Origin of the sequence: Bacillus sp. TH22 (assembly GCF_016651015.1) — a bacterium.
Classification (GTDB): Bacteria; Bacillota; Bacilli; order Bacillales; family Bacillaceae_G; genus Bacillus_A; species Bacillus_A mycoides.
The window spans coordinates 2,441,668-2,456,686 of the sequence record NZ_JAEKER010000001.1 but is presented as its reverse complement, the minus strand read 5'-3'; the positions used below and the strand labels follow the sequence as shown (position 1 = coordinate 2,456,686).

General features: G+C 35.6%; 14 protein-coding genes. 9 read left to right on the top strand and 5 right to left on the bottom strand.

The features are described from left to right. Nucleotides 1–10: 10 nt before the first annotated feature. The 3 genes from gloA2 (at nucleotide 11) to aspA (ending at nucleotide 3,418) form a co-directional block, all read left to right on the top strand. A complete protein-coding gene (gloA2, locus tag JFU18_RS12510; protein WP_001017670.1) occupies nucleotides 11–397 on the top strand; it encodes an SMU1112c/YaeR family gloxylase I-like metalloprotein in 387 nt (128 codons plus the stop codon). A gap of 107 nt (nucleotides 398–504) precedes the next feature. Beyond that, complete coding sequence (locus JFU18_RS12505; protein ID WP_016093357.1) at nucleotides 505–1,803, top strand: hemolysin family protein; 1,299 nt, start codon at nucleotides 505–507, stop codon at nucleotides 1,801–1,803. Nucleotides 1,804–1,984: 181 nt separating this feature from the next. Next, a complete protein-coding gene (aspA, locus tag JFU18_RS12500) occupies nucleotides 1,985–3,418 on the top strand; it encodes an aspartate ammonia-lyase (RefSeq protein WP_201034692.1) in 1,434 nt (477 codons plus the stop codon). Nucleotides 3,419–3,455: 37 nt separating this feature from the next. Here aspA and JFU18_RS12495 read toward each other — a convergent pair whose 3' ends face one another. Beyond that, nucleotides 3,456–5,075, bottom strand: a complete 1,620-nt coding sequence (locus JFU18_RS12495) for a lactate permease LctP family transporter (RefSeq protein ID WP_002029741.1) — start codon at nucleotides 5,073–5,075, stop codon at nucleotides 3,456–3,458. 203 nt (nucleotides 5,076–5,278) lie between these two features. Beyond that, nucleotides 5,279–5,707 carry a TlpA disulfide reductase family protein gene (locus tag JFU18_RS12490; protein ID WP_080020866.1) on the bottom strand — a complete coding sequence of 143 codons (429 nt, stop codon included), beginning with the start codon at nucleotides 5,705–5,707 and terminating at the stop codon, nucleotides 5,279–5,281. 498 nt (nucleotides 5,708–6,205) lie between these two features. Here JFU18_RS12490 and JFU18_RS12485 point away from each other — a divergent pair, with 498 nt between their 5' ends. Then, nucleotides 6,206–6,493, top strand: coding sequence for an ArsR/SmtB family transcription factor (locus tag JFU18_RS12485; protein ID WP_001075217.1), 288 nt, complete (start codon nucleotides 6,206–6,208; stop codon nucleotides 6,491–6,493). Between the two features lie 206 nt (nucleotides 6,494–6,699). Further along, nucleotides 6,700–6,879 carry an acid-soluble spore protein H gene (locus tag JFU18_RS12480; protein ID WP_002010492.1) on the top strand — a complete coding sequence of 60 codons (180 nt, stop codon included), beginning with the start codon at nucleotides 6,700–6,702 and terminating at the stop codon, nucleotides 6,877–6,879. 42 nt (nucleotides 6,880–6,921) lie between these two features. Here the strand turns inward: JFU18_RS12480 and JFU18_RS12475 are convergent, their stop codons facing one another. Continuing rightward, the gene (locus tag JFU18_RS12475) at nucleotides 6,922–8,271 is read right to left on the bottom strand and encodes a peptide MFS transporter (protein ID WP_201034693.1); all 1,350 of its coding nucleotides are present in this window, start codon (nucleotides 8,269–8,271) and stop codon (nucleotides 6,922–6,924) included. Between the two features lie 379 nt (nucleotides 8,272–8,650). Next, nucleotides 8,651–9,619 carry an ABC transporter substrate-binding protein gene (locus JFU18_RS12470; protein WP_002125165.1) on the bottom strand — a complete coding sequence of 323 codons (969 nt, stop codon included), beginning with the start codon at nucleotides 9,617–9,619 and terminating at the stop codon, nucleotides 8,651–8,653. 172 nt (nucleotides 9,620–9,791) lie between these two features. Here JFU18_RS12470 and JFU18_RS12465 point away from each other — a divergent pair, with 172 nt between their 5' ends. From JFU18_RS12465 to JFU18_RS12455, 3 genes are read left to right on the top strand one after another with little or no spacing between them, the layout of a single operon-like run. Then, nucleotides 9,792–10,796, top strand: a complete 1,005-nt coding sequence (locus JFU18_RS12465; protein ID WP_085309063.1) for a FecCD family ABC transporter permease — start codon at nucleotides 9,792–9,794, stop codon at nucleotides 10,794–10,796. Continuing rightward, nucleotides 10,793–11,851, top strand: a complete 1,059-nt coding sequence (locus tag JFU18_RS12460) for a FecCD family ABC transporter permease (RefSeq protein ID WP_002125167.1) — start codon at nucleotides 10,793–10,795, stop codon at nucleotides 11,849–11,851. The genes JFU18_RS12465 and JFU18_RS12460 overlap by 4 nt, the downstream gene beginning before the upstream one ends. 12 nt (nucleotides 11,852–11,863) lie before the next feature. Next, a complete protein-coding gene (locus tag JFU18_RS12455) occupies nucleotides 11,864–12,685 on the top strand; it encodes an ABC transporter ATP-binding protein (RefSeq protein ID WP_002167083.1) in 822 nt (273 codons plus the stop codon). 184 nt (nucleotides 12,686–12,869) lie between these two features. Here JFU18_RS12455 and JFU18_RS12450 read toward each other — a convergent pair whose 3' ends face one another. Next, entirely contained in the window at nucleotides 12,870–13,601 is a 732-nt protein-coding gene (locus JFU18_RS12450) for a class I SAM-dependent methyltransferase (RefSeq protein WP_201032447.1), read from the bottom strand. 213 nt (nucleotides 13,602–13,814) lie between these two features. On the opposite strand from JFU18_RS12450, the gene JFU18_RS12445 reads away from it, so the two are divergent. After that, nucleotides 13,815–15,005, top strand: a complete 1,191-nt coding sequence (locus JFU18_RS12445) for a glycine C-acetyltransferase (RefSeq protein ID WP_201032448.1) — start codon at nucleotides 13,815–13,817, stop codon at nucleotides 15,003–15,005. The last annotated feature ends 14 nt before the right edge of the window (nucleotides 15,006–15,019 follow it).

Here is a 15,019-nt window from a genome sequence, read left to right as displayed (position 1 = left end):
TAGAGAGAGCATGAATATATGTAGAGTGCACCACGTTGCAATTATTTGTTCGAATTATGAACTGTCAAAGGATTTTTATACTCGGATATTAGGTTTTAAAGCGATAAATGAAGTATATAGAAAAGAACGAGATTCTTATAAGTTAGATTTATGTGTAGGGGAAGAGTATCAAATTGAATTATTTTCATTTCCAAGTCCGCCTGAGCGCCCAAGTTTTCCAGAAGCAGCTGGACTTAGACATTTAGCATTTGCTGTTACAAATATAGAAGAAGCTGTAAACCATTTAAAACAATGCGGTGTGGAGACTGAAGCGATACGTATGGATGAAATTACGGATAAAAAATTTGTCTTTTTCCAAGATCCTGATGGCTTGCCTTTAGAATTGTATGAGGCTTGAAATTGGTGAATTTTATATAGGGTTGCTTTCAAATAAATGAAGAAACTAAAGTGAAACTTCTTTTTTAAAGGAGGTGTAACTTTAGCTAAGAAAGCTAAAGGGCATATGTGGATATTTTAAAATTACTGATGGTAGCCATCCTTATTGCGTTAACAGCATTTTTTGTGGCTGTTGAGTTTGCAATTATTAAGGTGCGTAGCAGTCGTATTGATCAACTCGTTAGTGAAAAACGACGAGGAGCATTGGCAGCTAAAAAAGTAACTTCGAATTTAGATGAGTATTTATCAGCATGTCAGTTAGGTATTACAATTACTGCTTTAGGGCTTGGGTGGTTAGGAGAGCCCACTATAAAACATATACTCGAGCCGTTGTTTTTAAAACTACACTTATCTCCTGCAATTGCAAGTACAGTTTCATTTATTATTGCCTTTGCAGTTATTACGTTTTTACATGTTGTCATTGGTGAACTTGCTCCGAAGACGCTCGCTATACAAAGGGCAGAGCAAGTTAGCTTATTATTATCGAAGCCAATTATTTACTTTTACCGAGTAATGTATCCGTTTATTTGGGCTTTAAATGGTTCTGCAAGGCTTGTAACAGGGTTATTCGGATTACATCCGGCTTCTGAACATGAAGTAGCTCATTCGGAGGAAGAATTACGATTAATCTTATCTGAGAGTTATGAGAGTGGAGAGATTAATCAAAGGGAATTTAAATATGTAAATAATATTTTTGAATTCGATAATAGAGTCGCAAAGGAAATTATGGTACCTCGTACGGAAGTTGTAGGTTTATATGAGGACGAACCATTTGAAACACATATTAAAATAATCGCACAAGAAAAGTACACGAGATATCCCGTATTTGGTGAAGATAAAGATGAAATTATTGGGATGGTTAATGTAAAGGATTTATTTATTCGTTATATGGATGGTAATCGAGACGAGGGGTGCTCGATTACACCATATACAAGGCCAGTTATTGAAGTGTTAGAAAATATCCCTATTCATGATTTGCTATTACAAATGCAAAGAAAACGAATTCCATTAGCTGTATTATATGATGAATATGGTGGTACAGCGGGGATCGTTACACTAGAAGATATTTTAGAAGAAATTGTTGGAGAAATCCGAGATGAATACGATGAAGATGAACACCCGCCTATAGAGCATATAAGTGAAGGGTGTAAAATCGTAGAGGGAAAAGTGCTTATTAGTGAAGTAAATGATTTATTTGGCATACACTTAATCGCTGATGATGTAGATACAATTGGTGGCTGGATTATGGTACAAAAACAGATCGTTGCTGAAGGAGATATTATTGAAAAACACGGCTTTTCTTTTAAAGTTCTTGAAAAGGATATGCATCAAATTAAGCGAGTTGAAATAAAGAAAGTAGAAGAATGAATGGATTTTCTATTATATAAACTTTAATAAAAAGTATATATAGAAAAATAAATGTTTGCGCTTTCAAAAAAGGTGCTATATAGTGAAAGTGGATACTGAAGAATTCATTTAATGATACTCGTATTTTATAGGGCGAATTCTTTAGATAAGGATTTAGAATGAAAAGTATAGGTGATGAAAAATGATAGCAACGAAGGATATACGTATAGAAAAAGATTTTTTAGGTAAAAAGGAAGTACCGAGTGTAGCTTATTATGGTGTACAAACATTACGTGCCGTAGAAAACTTTCCTATTACAGGATACCGCATTCATCCGTCACTCATTACGGCAATGGCAATTGTAAAAAAAGCGGCAGCGCTTGCGAATATAGATACAGGTTACTTAGCTAAAGATATCGGACAAGAAATTGCAGAAGCGGCACAAGAGATTGTTGATGGAAAGTTCCATGATCAATTTATCGTAGACCCGATTCAAGGCGGAGCAGGTACTTCAATTAATATGAATACTAATGAAGTAATTGCAAATAGAGCGCTGGAACGTATGGGATACGAAAAAGGTGAATATGCGAAAATTAGCCCAAACACTCATGTGAACATGGCCCAATCAACAAATGATGCGTTCCCAACTGGGATTCATATAGCAACTCTTATGATGCTGGAAGAACTTCTTGTTACAATGGAAGAACTTCACTCTGCTTTTCATGATAAAGCAAAAGAGTTTGATCACGTTATTAAAATGGGGCGTACGCATTTGCAAGATGCAGTTCCAATTCGCCTTGGGCAAGAATTTGAAGCATATAGCAGAGTGCTAGAGCGTGATATAAAAAGAATTAAACAGTCTCGTCAACATTTATACGAAGTTAATATGGGTGCGACAGCTGTCGGTACGGGATTAAATGCAAACCCTACTTATATAGAACAAGTTGTGAAGCATTTACGAACTTTTAGTGGTTTCCCTCTTGTTGGTGCAGAGCACTTAGTTGATGCGACGCAAAACACAGATGCATATACAGAAGTATCTGCAGCACTAAAAGTATGTATGATGAATATGTCTAAAATTGCAAATGACCTTCGTATTATGGCGTCTGGTCCACGTGTTGGGTTGGCGGAAATTCAATTACCAGCTCGTCAACCAGGTTCATCTATTATGCCGGGTAAAGTAAATCCAGTTATGGCAGAAGTAATTAACCAAGTTGCTTTCCAAGTAATTGGAAATGACCATACAATTTGCTTAGCGTCAGAAGCTGGCCAATTAGAGTTAAATGTAATGGAACCGGTATTAGTATTTAATTTAATTCAATCCATCAGTATTATGAATAACGGTTTCCGTGTATTCCGTGAATACTGTATAAAGGGAATTACAGCGAATGAAGAGTTGCTTAAGCAATATGTTGAAAAAAGTGTTGGAGTTATTACAGCAGTTAATCCTCATATTGGTTATGAAGCAGCTTCTCGCATTGCACGTGAAGCAATTGCGACAGGAAAATCTGTTAGGGAGCTATGTTTAGAACATGGTGTACTTACAGCAGAAGAGCTTGATATTATTTTGGATCCATACGAAATGACGCATCCTGAAATTGCTGGTGCTTCTTTATTAAAGACTAAAAAAATGTAATGTAAAAAGCACCGATCCATTTGGATCGGTGCTTTTTTTAGAAGATATTAAATACAGAGTTAAGTTGAAGTAAGCTAATAATAGCTAAGAAGATTAAACTATATTTCATTACTATTTTAAATAGAGCAGATTCTTGACCAACTAGTCCAACTGCTGCACAAGCAACTGCTACAGATTGTGGTGAAACCATTTTTGCGATTGTACCACCAACTACGTTTAATGAAACGAGAGTAGATGGTACGATGTTTAACTGATCGGCAGTTACTGCTTGAAGTGGTGCGAATAATGAACCACTTGATACGACTGAACCTGTAATGAATACGCCAATCCATCCTAAGATTGGAGAAAGAACTGGGAATGCATTTCCTGTAGAAGAGAATGCAAGTCCAAGTGTAGATGACATACCAGAGTAGTTTTCTACGTAAGCTAAAGCGATAACGCTACAAATTGTATATACTGGAACTTTTAGTTCTTTTATTGTTTCGATCATTAATTCTTTAATCATTTTGCCGTTTACACGGTAGACGATAAGTGAAACGATGATTGCTAATACAATCGCAGTAGTTGTAGAAGAGAATACATCTAGTTTGAAAATCGCTGCGAAAGGTGTATCAGCCTTTGTAATTGGTGCAGTTTTCATAACCGCATTATGAAGACCAGGGAATTGAATGTTAAATACTAAGTTTGCCAATGGACCATCCGGAGCAAATAAAGCTTTAATTGGTTTTAAATTAAAGATTGTTACAAATGCAGTTAAGAATACGAATGGGGACCAAGCATATAAAATTTGATTGAATGTATGAGATTCTTTTTCTTCTTGTTTTTCTTCTTTAGCAGAAGATTTTGGTTGCCAAACACGTAAGAATAATGTAAGAGCGACCATACTTACGACTGCTGCGAAAATATTAGTAAGTTCAGCGCCTAAGAAGTAAGTCACAAGGAACTGAGTAATTGCGAAAGAAACACCACTTACAAGAATACCTTGCCAAGTTTCTTTAATGCCTTTAAATCCATCTACCATTGAAACAAGTAAGAACGGTAAAACAATGCTAATGAATGGCAAAATGTAAACAGCTTGACGACCGACAGTTAATGCATCTAGCCCAGTTAATTGTGCAGGTACTGTAACTGGAATACCCATAGCACCCATAGCACCACCAGCGATATTAGCTACTAAGCAAATACCTGCTGCTTTTAATGGATTAAAGCCCATACCTACAAGTAATGCAGCTGTAATAGCAACTGGAACACCGAAACCAGCTGCGCCTTCTAAGAAAGCACCGAAAGAATAAGCGATTAATAATACTTGTAAACGCTGATCATTTGTAATACTTGAAATGCTATCACGAATGACATTGAATTGTTCTGTTTTAACAGTTAATTTGTAAAGGAAGATAGCTGCGATAACGATAGTACAAATTGGATAAAATCCAGATAAAACACCGAATCCGGCAGATGCTACAGCTACAGTTGCGGGCATTTTATAAACAAATATAGCAAGAATAATAGCGACGATCACACTATAAAGCCCAGCCATGTAACCTTTCATTTTGAATCCCACTAAACAAATAATGAAGCAAAAAATTGGGAGTGCTGCGATTAGTGCAGATAACCAAATATTGTTTAATGGGTCATAAATTTGTGTCCAAGTACTCATAATAATGACAACTCCTATCTATTATATGTGAAGAAATTCACATTGTTTGTGAAACTATTCACAATCAACTTACATGCTTAGTATATTCTCCTTCAACACTATTGTCAACGTGAAAAAGTATAATTATTCCATAATAGTATTAAAAGTAACATTTTGTTCATAAAGTAGACAAAAAGCGTAATCAAATTGATTTGAATACGCTTTTATAAATTATTGACATATTCTTTCATTTTTTCATATGTCATTGGTCCTACATGCTTATATTGAATGACACCGTTTGTATCGATGACAAAAGATGTTGGAATGCTGATGATTTGATATGCGGCACTTGCCTGGCCTTTCTGATCTAATAAGACGGGGAAGGTATATTTGTTTTCTTCAAGAAATTGTTTTACATTGTTCGGGTCTTTTTCAGTAGCTGTCGCATTTACAGCAACAATTTCAATCCCCATATCTTTAGTATCGTGATAAAACTTTTCCATATCAGGCATTTCTATTTTGCATGGACCACACCAGCTTGCCCAAAAATTCAATATTACTTTTTTTCCTTTATAGTCTGTAAGGCGAACTTCTTGACCAGTGGTTGTTTCTAGAAGGAAATTGCGGGCAACATTGCCAACTTCAGTTCCAATGGGGGTGTTTGATTTTGAAGCTATATCTTCTTTGTTGTCTAATAGGAAGTGATCGATAATAGTCCAGCCAACCGCAATGCTAATTAACGCAATAATAAACCATTTTTTAATATTACATCATCCTCCTTACTTAAATTTCCTTTTTATCGTAACAAAGTGGTTAAATATGGTCAAATTACTTTACGATAGGTTATCAATTATGGACGATATTTTACAATATCATTACTGTACATTTCAGTAAGGTGAAAATATAACAAAAAGCCTGATAAAACAACGTTTGTAAGCAAAGTATTGCTAGCCCTTTGTTTTGCTTTTTTATTGTATCATATAGTATAATATTCAAAATCAGGTGGGATTTTTTCTTGAACTGTGTGCTGATAAAAGTCGGAAAATTTTCTCAGCATTATAGGTTGATAAAGTTATGTCGTAACAGGAAATATAAGAACAGATATATAAATAAATAAAGAGAAAATAAAAAATGAAAATGAGGGGAATTTTATGAACCAAAACCAATTTGACTGTCGTATTTCAGAAGAAGACGTACAGATGTTAAGAGCATTAGCTCATCCACTTCGTCTACGTTTAGTAATGGAACTGATGCAGCGTGGAACATGTAATGTAACACAATTACAAGAGGTATTAGAAATTCCGCAATCAACTGTTTCGCAGCATTTAACGAAATTAAAACAAAATAAAGTAGTACGCTTTGAGAGACGCGGGTTAGAAGTGTACTATCAAATTCATAACGATAAAGTAAGTGAAGTAGTAAAAACATTATTTTCTTAATTTTTGAATATTATGGAAAAAAGACGTGTGAAATATACGTCTTTTTTATTTGGAAAGGATCTAATAATAGGAAGATTTGAGAGCGTATATATTAGCGCGTTAGAAAGAAACAAACTATCGGTTGAAGTGCTAAATTGACGGAATATATTCTGAAGGGATATGAAAAGATAGAAAGGAGTGTTGTAAGCCAAAGGAGGAATAATATAATGGATGTAAAACGTGTGAAACAGATATTATCTTCTTCAAGTAGAATTGATGTTACATACGAGGGAGTCCCCGTATGGATTGAGAGCTGTGATGAGCAGAAGGGTAGTGCTCAAGTGTATGACGTATCCAACCCAGGAGAGAGCGTTCACGTGGATGTCACGGCTTTAGAAGAGATGTAATAGAAAAGACGCTTCTAATTGTAGAAGCGTCTTTTTTATTTACTATTCCATCATATGTGCAATTTTCTTAGAGAACATAAGAAGTACTAATCCTAGCACGATTACGATAACACCGATGCTTGCGAATACTTCTAAATATCCTAAAGATTGAGTGAAAGCAGCTAATTGTCCTGCTAATAAGTTTGCAAAGCCAGTACCAGCTAACCATACACCCATTAATAAAGAGGCTAATTTAAGAGGTGCGATTGCACTTACCATAGATAAACCGATTGGTGATAAGAATAATTCACCGATTGTGTGGAACATGTAAGTGAATACAATGAATAGTAAGTTTGCTTTCATTGTAATGTTACCTTCATCGCTACCAGTTTTTAGAACAGCTAAAGTTAAAACTAAGTACCCGATTCCTAGTAAAATCATACCAAAAGCCATTTTTGTAGGAATTTTTAAATCACCATTTTTTGTTTTTGAAAGTTTAATCCATAATGCAGAAACTGGTAATGCTAGTAAGATAATGAATAGTGGGTTTACAGATTGGAACCAAGGTGTTGGAATTGTAAATCCACCAATTGTACGATCCACGAACTTATCTGTGTAAAGTGTTAAAGAACTACCAGCTTGTTCAAATCCTGCCCAGAAGAATACAACGAAACAAGTTAAAATTAAAATTGCAGTTGTACGCTTTTTCTCTTGTGTTGTTAAAGGTTTTTTCTCAATAGGTTTTGCATTTTGTTCTTTAGATTTTTTACCGACAACAGTTGTTCCAGCTGATCCTAAGTAACGAGGTGCTAATAAGTTAAATGTAATCTGTCCAATGATCATACCGATACAAGCTGTTAAGAAACCGTATCTATAATCTGTGAAATAACCGCAAATGAATGGAGCGATAAGAGCTCCTAAGTTAATTCCCATGTAGAAGATAGTGAAGGCACTATCACGACGAGAATCATTTTCGCTATATAATTGACCTAATAAAGTCGAAATATTTGGTTTGAAGAATCCATTACCGATAACTAATAATCCTAAGCCTAAGAAAAGTCCAGTTTTCGTGTTCATGGAAAATAGTACAAAGTTACCAATCGCCATAATGATACCGCCGATGGTAATGGCGTGTCGTTTCGTAATGAAATGGTCAGTTAGCCAACCACCAATAATCGGTGTGAAGTATACTAACATTGTGAAAATACCGTAAATCTGTACAGCAACTGCTTTATCAAAGCCTAAACCGCCACTTACTAAGCTCGTTGTTAAATAAAGAACTAATAAGCCACGCATTCCGTAATAACTAAATCTTTCCCATGCCTCTGTAAAGAACAACAAATATAATCCTGGTGGATGTTTTTTTGGTGATTGTTGCTCTCCAGCTTTGTCTAATTTTAAAGCTGCATCCATGTTTGTTTCCCCCTAATCCTGTATAACGGATATTTATGTAATTATTTTAATTCACAAAATATTTAGAAGTCAATAGAATTATATGGAAATAGCAAGAAAATTTATGAAAAAATCTATTTTTCTTCAACCGTTATTATATTTTTCCCTGAAAACAAGATAATAAGCGTTTTCAAATGTAGTAATTGAATTCTAAAATAAAGTAAAATAATGATAAATCAGAAAATTTAGATTAGAATATTTATTCTGATATAGAGAAAATATTCTATATTTATTTTTATAATATAACATATCGGGAATAAAAATACAAAATGAAATAATGTGACACTTCAGTGAAATGAAAAAACCAGCTCCATAAAAGAGGGAGCTGGTTACAATGAAATTATTTAACAAAGCGTTTTTCAATGTCGTCTAGTAGTAAGTTAGCAGCCATTACACCGCCAGCTGTATTCCAAATAACGTCGTCAACTTTGTATGCTTTTCCGTTCTTTACTGCATTTAAGTTTTTAAAGAGAGGGTCGTTTATATATTCTTTTTCTAGTTCAGAACCTTTTTTCTCATTGCCTTTATCGAATGTGAAGTAGAATAATACATCGCCATCCATTGCCGAAATACGCTCTTTAGATACGTTACGTTCTGCGAAATCATCTTTGTTTTGATCTCCAGGACGTTTAAATCCAAGTTCTTTTAAAATAACACCAGAGAATGTATCGCCATGATAAATACGAACATCACCAGGCATAAAGCGTACCATAGAAATTTCTTGATTTACTGTATCACCAAGTTTGCCTTTTAAATCTTCCATACGTTTTCCGTAATCAGCTAAAACTTTTTGACCTTCTTTTTCCTTATTTAAAGCTTTTGCATAAAATTTGAAGTTATCTTTCCATTCACCACGTAATGTTTCCGAGAACACAGTAGGTGCGATTGCTTTTAGTTGCTCGTACACTTTTTCGTGACGCATTTTGTTACCGATAATTAAGTCTGGTTTTAAAGAAGCAATCGTTTCAACGTTAACTTGTCCTTCGTCGCCAACAACTTTTACATCTTTCATTTTGTCCTTAATATGTGGATACCACGGATCACCAGTCCAAGACTTTACAGCACCAACGGGTTTCACACCTAATTCAAGTAAAGCTTCAGTTCCTTCATTCGTTAAAATAACTACACGTTTTGGATTAGCAGGAACTTCTGTTTTACCCATTGCGTGTTCAACGGTAATCATTTCTTTTTTATTATCTTCTTTTGTTGATTCTTCTTTGTTATTTGATTTTCCACAAGCACTTAAAAGAAGTGAAAAAGCTAGTAGAAATACAAATACTGTAAACGATTTCTTTTGCATGAAATTCATTATGTACCCCCTACATGTTGAGAATATTTTTCAATAGCAAGCATGATATTAAGCTTTTATCTTTTGATTGTCAATATATATTACTGAAAATAGTTCTCATTATCGTTGACAATGAGAATTAAGTTGAAATACACTTACAACGTATCATTATACATTGAAGGGGAAACGCTGCATGTTATTAAAAACAAATCAAGCAAAATGGATTGGATTATTTGTTGGAATCGTTGCAGTCGTTATTTGTATTTGGGGAAGTATTATTTTCGGATATACAAATACGAGCTGGAAATTAGCTTTAGATGCTTTTTTCCATTTTAATGGTTCAAATGAGCATATTATTATTCAAAATGTGCGTCTACCAAGGGCGTTAATTGCAGCAAGTGTTGGTGCTAGTTTAGCCATTGCGGGTTGTTTGATGCAAACTTTAACAAAGAATCCGCTTGCTTCTCCAGATTTTATTGGATTAAATTCAGGCGCTGCGTTCTTTATAGTTGTAGCAATTGTACTCTTTTCCGTGACATCATTATCAGCTTTCACATGGATTGCCTTTTTAGGAGCGGCAGTTGCAGCAGTACTTGTATTTGCCTCTAGTTCTTTAGGAAAAGAAGGGACAACGCCTCTTAAGTTAACATTAGCAGGTGTAGCGATAAGCGCTTTATTTTCATCATTAACACAAGGGTTACTTGTATTAAATGAAAAAGCATTTGAAGAAGTGTTATTTTGGCTTGCCGGATCTGTGCAAGGAAGAAAGTTAGAGATTTTACAATCAGTATTCCCGTATTTATTAATAGGCTGGATTGCATCTTTTATGATGGCAGGGAAAGTAAATACATTAATGATGGGGGAAGATGTTGCAAAGGGGCTCGGACAACGAACGATTTTAATGAAATCATTCGTGTTACTTATTATTGTACTGTTGTCTGGTGGTTCAGTTGCGGTTGCTGGTCCAATTGGATTTATTGGCATCGTTACTCCTCATTTCGCAAGAACTCTTGTTGGGGTAGATCACAGATGGAGAGTACCCTATAGCGGATTGTTAGGTGCAATACTATTAATCTTGGCTGATATAGCAGCAAGATATGTCATTATGCCACAAGAAGTACCAGTAGGGGTTATGACAGCATTTATCGGGGCCCCATTCTTTATTTATATTGCACGTAAGAGAGGGCTTAGCAAATGAAGAAGTATATTCCGTTTCGTATTGGAAAAGGCGAGCTCTCGTTTTTAATGTATAAACGAGCTTGTCTCGTCTTATTGAGTTTACTAGTTGTTTTAATAGGATTATTTTTTGCGAGTGCAGGTATGGGGGATATGAAAATTGCTCCTTATGACGTATGGCAAGCGATTACCGGAAATGGCGATGCGATGTCAAATATGGTTGTAAATAAATTTCGTATGCCGCGTATTTTAATTGCTATCCTCGTAGGAATTGCGCTTGCGGTAGCGGGCTGTATTTTACAAGGGCTCGTTCGAAACCCACTTGCTTCTCCTGATATCATCGGAATTACGGGCGGGGCAAGTGTTGCAGTTGTACTCTTTTTAGCTATATTTAGTGATAAAAACAATGCGTTAACAGTAAGCATTCATTATATGCCGCTAGCAGCTTTTGCTGGGGCAACAATTGTAGCGTTTTTTGTATATTTATTTGCCTGGAAAAATGATGGATTATCACCGATTAGTCTTGTTTTAATTGGTGTTGGATTTTGGGCATTAACGAAAGCAGCAACAACTTTATTTATGTTGTTAGCACCAATTTATCAAGCAAGTCAAGCGAATGTATGGATCACAGGTACTGTTTACGGTTCTTCATGGCAAAATGTTATGGTACTTGCGCCGTGGGTTCTCATTTTAACGACAATATCATTTATCGCTGCGAGACATTTAAATGCACAAGAGCTAGGGGATGATATAGCAGTGGGACTTGGTGTTCCTTTAACGAAGTCGCGTGTATTTATGTTGTTACTTAGTACAGCTTTAATTGGCGGGGCAGTTGCCTTTGCAGGAGGAATTGGATTTGTTGGTTTAATGGCACCTCATATTTCGCGAAGATTAGTTGGCTCTTTCTACGGTGCATTGCTCCCAGTTGCGGCGATTATCGGTGCAATTCTAGTACTCGCTGCAGATTTAATTGGGCGTACAGTTTTCACACCACTTGAAATTCCAGCAGGGGTATTTACATCAGCAATTGGTGCACCTTATTTTATTTATTTACTTTATAAAAGTCGGAATTCATAAAGGGAGATGAATATGCAAAAAGCATTGGAGACGAAACGCTTGACGCTGTCGTATGGTGAAACGATTATTATTGATGAGCTGAATTTAGAAATTCCAAAAGGGGAAATTACAATCTTCATCGGTTCTAACGGTTGTGGGAAATCAACTTTATTACGTTCACTAGCTAGATTATTAAAGCCAACAACCGGTGACATTTTGTTAGATAATCAAGCAATTCAAAGTATGCAAACGAAGCAAATCGCTCGTCAAATGGCGATTTTACCGCAAGGGCCACAAGCACCGGAAGGACTTACGGTATTACAACTTGTAAAGCAAGGACGTTATCCATATCAAACATGGCTGAAGCAATGGTCCGAAAAAGATGAGGAAATGGTACAAAAAGCGCTTGCTGCAACGGGTATGACAGAATTTGCTGAGCGTGATGTTCATGCCCTTTCAGGTGGACAACGTCAACGTGCTTGGATTGCAATGACCCTTGCACAAGATACAGATATTATTTTGCTTGATGAGCCGACTACATATTTAGATATGACGCACCAAATTGAAGTGTTAGATTTATTATTCGAATTAAATGAAACAGAGCAAAGAACGATTGTTATGGTATTGCACGATTTAAATTTGGCATGTCGTTACGCAGACAACATTGTAGCTATTCAAGATAAACAAATATATGCGCAAGGTAAACCAGAAGAAGTTATTGACCAGAAGTTAGTTCGGGATGTATTCCGTATGGAGTGTCAAATAAGCGCTGATCCGTTATTTGGGACACCGCTCTGTATCCCGCATGGAAGAGGAAGACGTGTACTTAAAGAGGCTGTTCAGGCGATGAGATAACGAAAAAAGACGATGAGGATTCATCGTCTTTTTTACCCCGCTATTTGAGGACAGTAAGATCCCCATCTCAAAATTCAGCGAAAGCAAAGAAGCTGGTTGGGGGATCAACTGCCCGTAAAAGCCCGATTGGTGCGGGCTAATAATCAGTGGGGGATGAACATCCCCCACTGATTAAAGTTTCACTTTATTTTCGGCAAGAAAATAATAGAAAAAGGGGAATACGTAAACGTCGTTCATATTCTTCTTCATCTTGAAAACAGTTTCGATTTGGTGTAGCTTCTTTTAAGCTTGTAATCGTAAATCCGGCTTGTTGTAATAATGTAAAATATTCTTCCGTAGTCCGGTGATATTTAATAACTTCTTGATCAATCCATGGCTCAACTCGTTTTCCTGTTTCGAAATAATCATCGACGAGCCAACTAGTTCTTTTACCACTCGTTTGCAAGCTTTCAAATGAGGAGGTAATAACGGGATGTTGAACGCTAAAGGTGAAGGTTCCGTTTGTTTTTAAAGTTTGAAACACATTTTGAAAAATGATATCAAGGTGTTCAATATAATGTAAGGCGAGTCTAGATGTTACTAAATCAAAAGTAGAAGGAGGGTATGTGTAGTCTTTGAGGTTTAAAAAATGAACGGTGCCATTTTTATTTTCTAGTTGTTTTTTAGCTTTTTCATACATAAGCTCGGAGCCTTCAATACCAGTGTAAGAGTGGCATCCATGTTCTAATAATTCTTCGCCGAATTTAGCATCACCACAACCTAAATCGAGGATTTGTTTTCCTGTTACATTGCCAATGAGCTGAAAGAATGCTGGTTTTTCAAGGGATTCGTTTGGACTATTTTCTCGATATCTTCGCTGCATATATTGCTCAAAAAATGCTTCGTTATTATATACATCAGATTCAGTAAATGCCATGTTTAAAGCCTCCCTAAATATTTTTTTAATTCTATCAAATATGAAAAGTAAATGATAGATTTCTTGTAATGAATCATATATAATCTAAAATTGTAAGCGGTTTCTTTAAACTATTTTTCTATAATAAATTCTGAAAACGTGTTAAGCTAGTAGAGGGATTATTAGAACTATTAAGATAATAATCCGCTTACATGAACGATGGGAGGCTTCACGATGTCTAGTAAAACACTTGCAAACTTTTTAGAAGAAAATTTAGAGGATTTAAAATCAAAGGGGCTTTATAACGTAATTGATCCGATTGAAAGTCCAAATGGACCGATTATTACAATTGGCGGAAAAGAATATATTAACTTATCTTCAAACAACTATCTTGGATTAGCGACTGATAATCGCTTACAAGAAGCAGCAATTGGTGCAATTCATAAGTACGGCGTTGGAGCAGGAGCTGTTCGTACAATTAACGGTACTTTAGATTTGCATATTAAATTAGAAGAAACAATTGCAAAGTTTAAACATACAGAAGCAGCAATTGCTTATCAATCAGGATTTAACTGTAATATGGCAGCGATTTCAGCTGTTATGGATAAAAATGATGCGATTCTTTCAGATGAATTAAACCATGCATCTATTATTGATGGTAGTCGTCTATCAAGAGCGAAAATCATCGTTTATAAGCATTCTGATATGGAAGATTTACGCAAAAAAGCAATCGAGGCAAAAGAATCAGGTCTTTATAATAAATTAATGGTTATTACAGACGGTGTTTTCTCAATGGATGGAGATATTGCAAAATTACCAGAGATTGTTGAAATTGCAGAAGAGCTGGATTTAATGACATATGTAGATGATGCACACGGTTCAGGTGTACTTGGCAAAGGTGCAGGTACTGTAAAACATTTCGGTCTTTCTGATAAAGTTGATTTCCAAATCGGTACATTATCAAAAGCAATTGGGGTAATTGGTGGATATGTAGCTGGGAAACAAAACTTAATCGATTGGTTAAAAGTGCGTTCACGTCCATTCTTATTCTCAACAGCTTTAACACCAGCTGATGCAGCTGCTTGTATGAGATCAATTGAAATTCTAATGGAAAGTACAGAGTTACACGATCGTTTATGGGAAAATGGTCGCTATTTAAAACAAGGGTTAAAAGAACTTGGCTTTAACATTGGAGAAAGTGAGACACCAATTACGCCTTGTATTATTGGTGATGAAGTATTAACACAAGAATTTAGTAAACGTCTAAATGAAGAAGGCGTATACGCAAAATCTATCGTATTCCCAACTGTAGCAAAAGGAATGGGACGCGTTCGTAATATGCCTACAGCAGCTCATACGAAAGAAATGCTAGATGAAGCAATTCGTAAGTATGAAAAAGTAGGGAAAGAAATGGGTATCATTTAAGTAACGACATCTTT

Coding starts and splice junctions, on each gene's coding strand:
- gloA2 (WP_001017670.1), top strand. CDS start 11: ATGAATATATGTAGAGTGCACCACGTTGCAATTATTTGTTCGAATTAT.
- aspA (WP_201034692.1), top strand. CDS start 1,985: ATGATAGCAACGAAGGATATACGTATAGAAAAAGATTTTTTAGGTAAA.
- JFU18_RS12495 (WP_002029741.1), bottom strand. CDS start 5,075: ATGAGTACTTGGACACAAATTTATGACCCATTAAACAATATTTGGTTA.
- JFU18_RS12485 (WP_001075217.1), top strand. CDS start 6,206: ATGAACCAAAACCAATTTGACTGTCGTATTTCAGAAGAAGACGTACAG.
- JFU18_RS12480 (WP_002010492.1), top strand. CDS start 6,700: ATGGATGTAAAACGTGTGAAACAGATATTATCTTCTTCAAGTAGAATT.
- JFU18_RS12475 (WP_201034693.1), bottom strand. CDS start 8,271: ATGGATGCAGCTTTAAAATTAGACAAAGCTGGAGAGCAACAATCACCA.
- JFU18_RS12470 (WP_002125165.1), bottom strand. CDS start 9,619: ATGAATTTCATGCAAAAGAAATCGTTTACAGTATTTGTATTTCTACTA.
- JFU18_RS12465 (WP_085309063.1), top strand. CDS start 9,792: ATGTTATTAAAAACAAATCAAGCAAAATGGATTGGATTATTTGTTGGA.
- JFU18_RS12460 (WP_002125167.1), top strand. CDS start 10,793: ATGAAGAAGTATATTCCGTTTCGTATTGGAAAAGGCGAGCTCTCGTTT.
- JFU18_RS12455 (WP_002167083.1), top strand. CDS start 11,864: ATGCAAAAAGCATTGGAGACGAAACGCTTGACGCTGTCGTATGGTGAA.
- JFU18_RS12450 (WP_201032447.1), bottom strand. CDS start 13,601: ATGGCATTTACTGAATCTGATGTATATAATAACGAAGCATTTTTTGAG.
- JFU18_RS12445 (WP_201032448.1), top strand. CDS start 13,815: ATGTCTAGTAAAACACTTGCAAACTTTTTAGAAGAAAATTTAGAGGAT.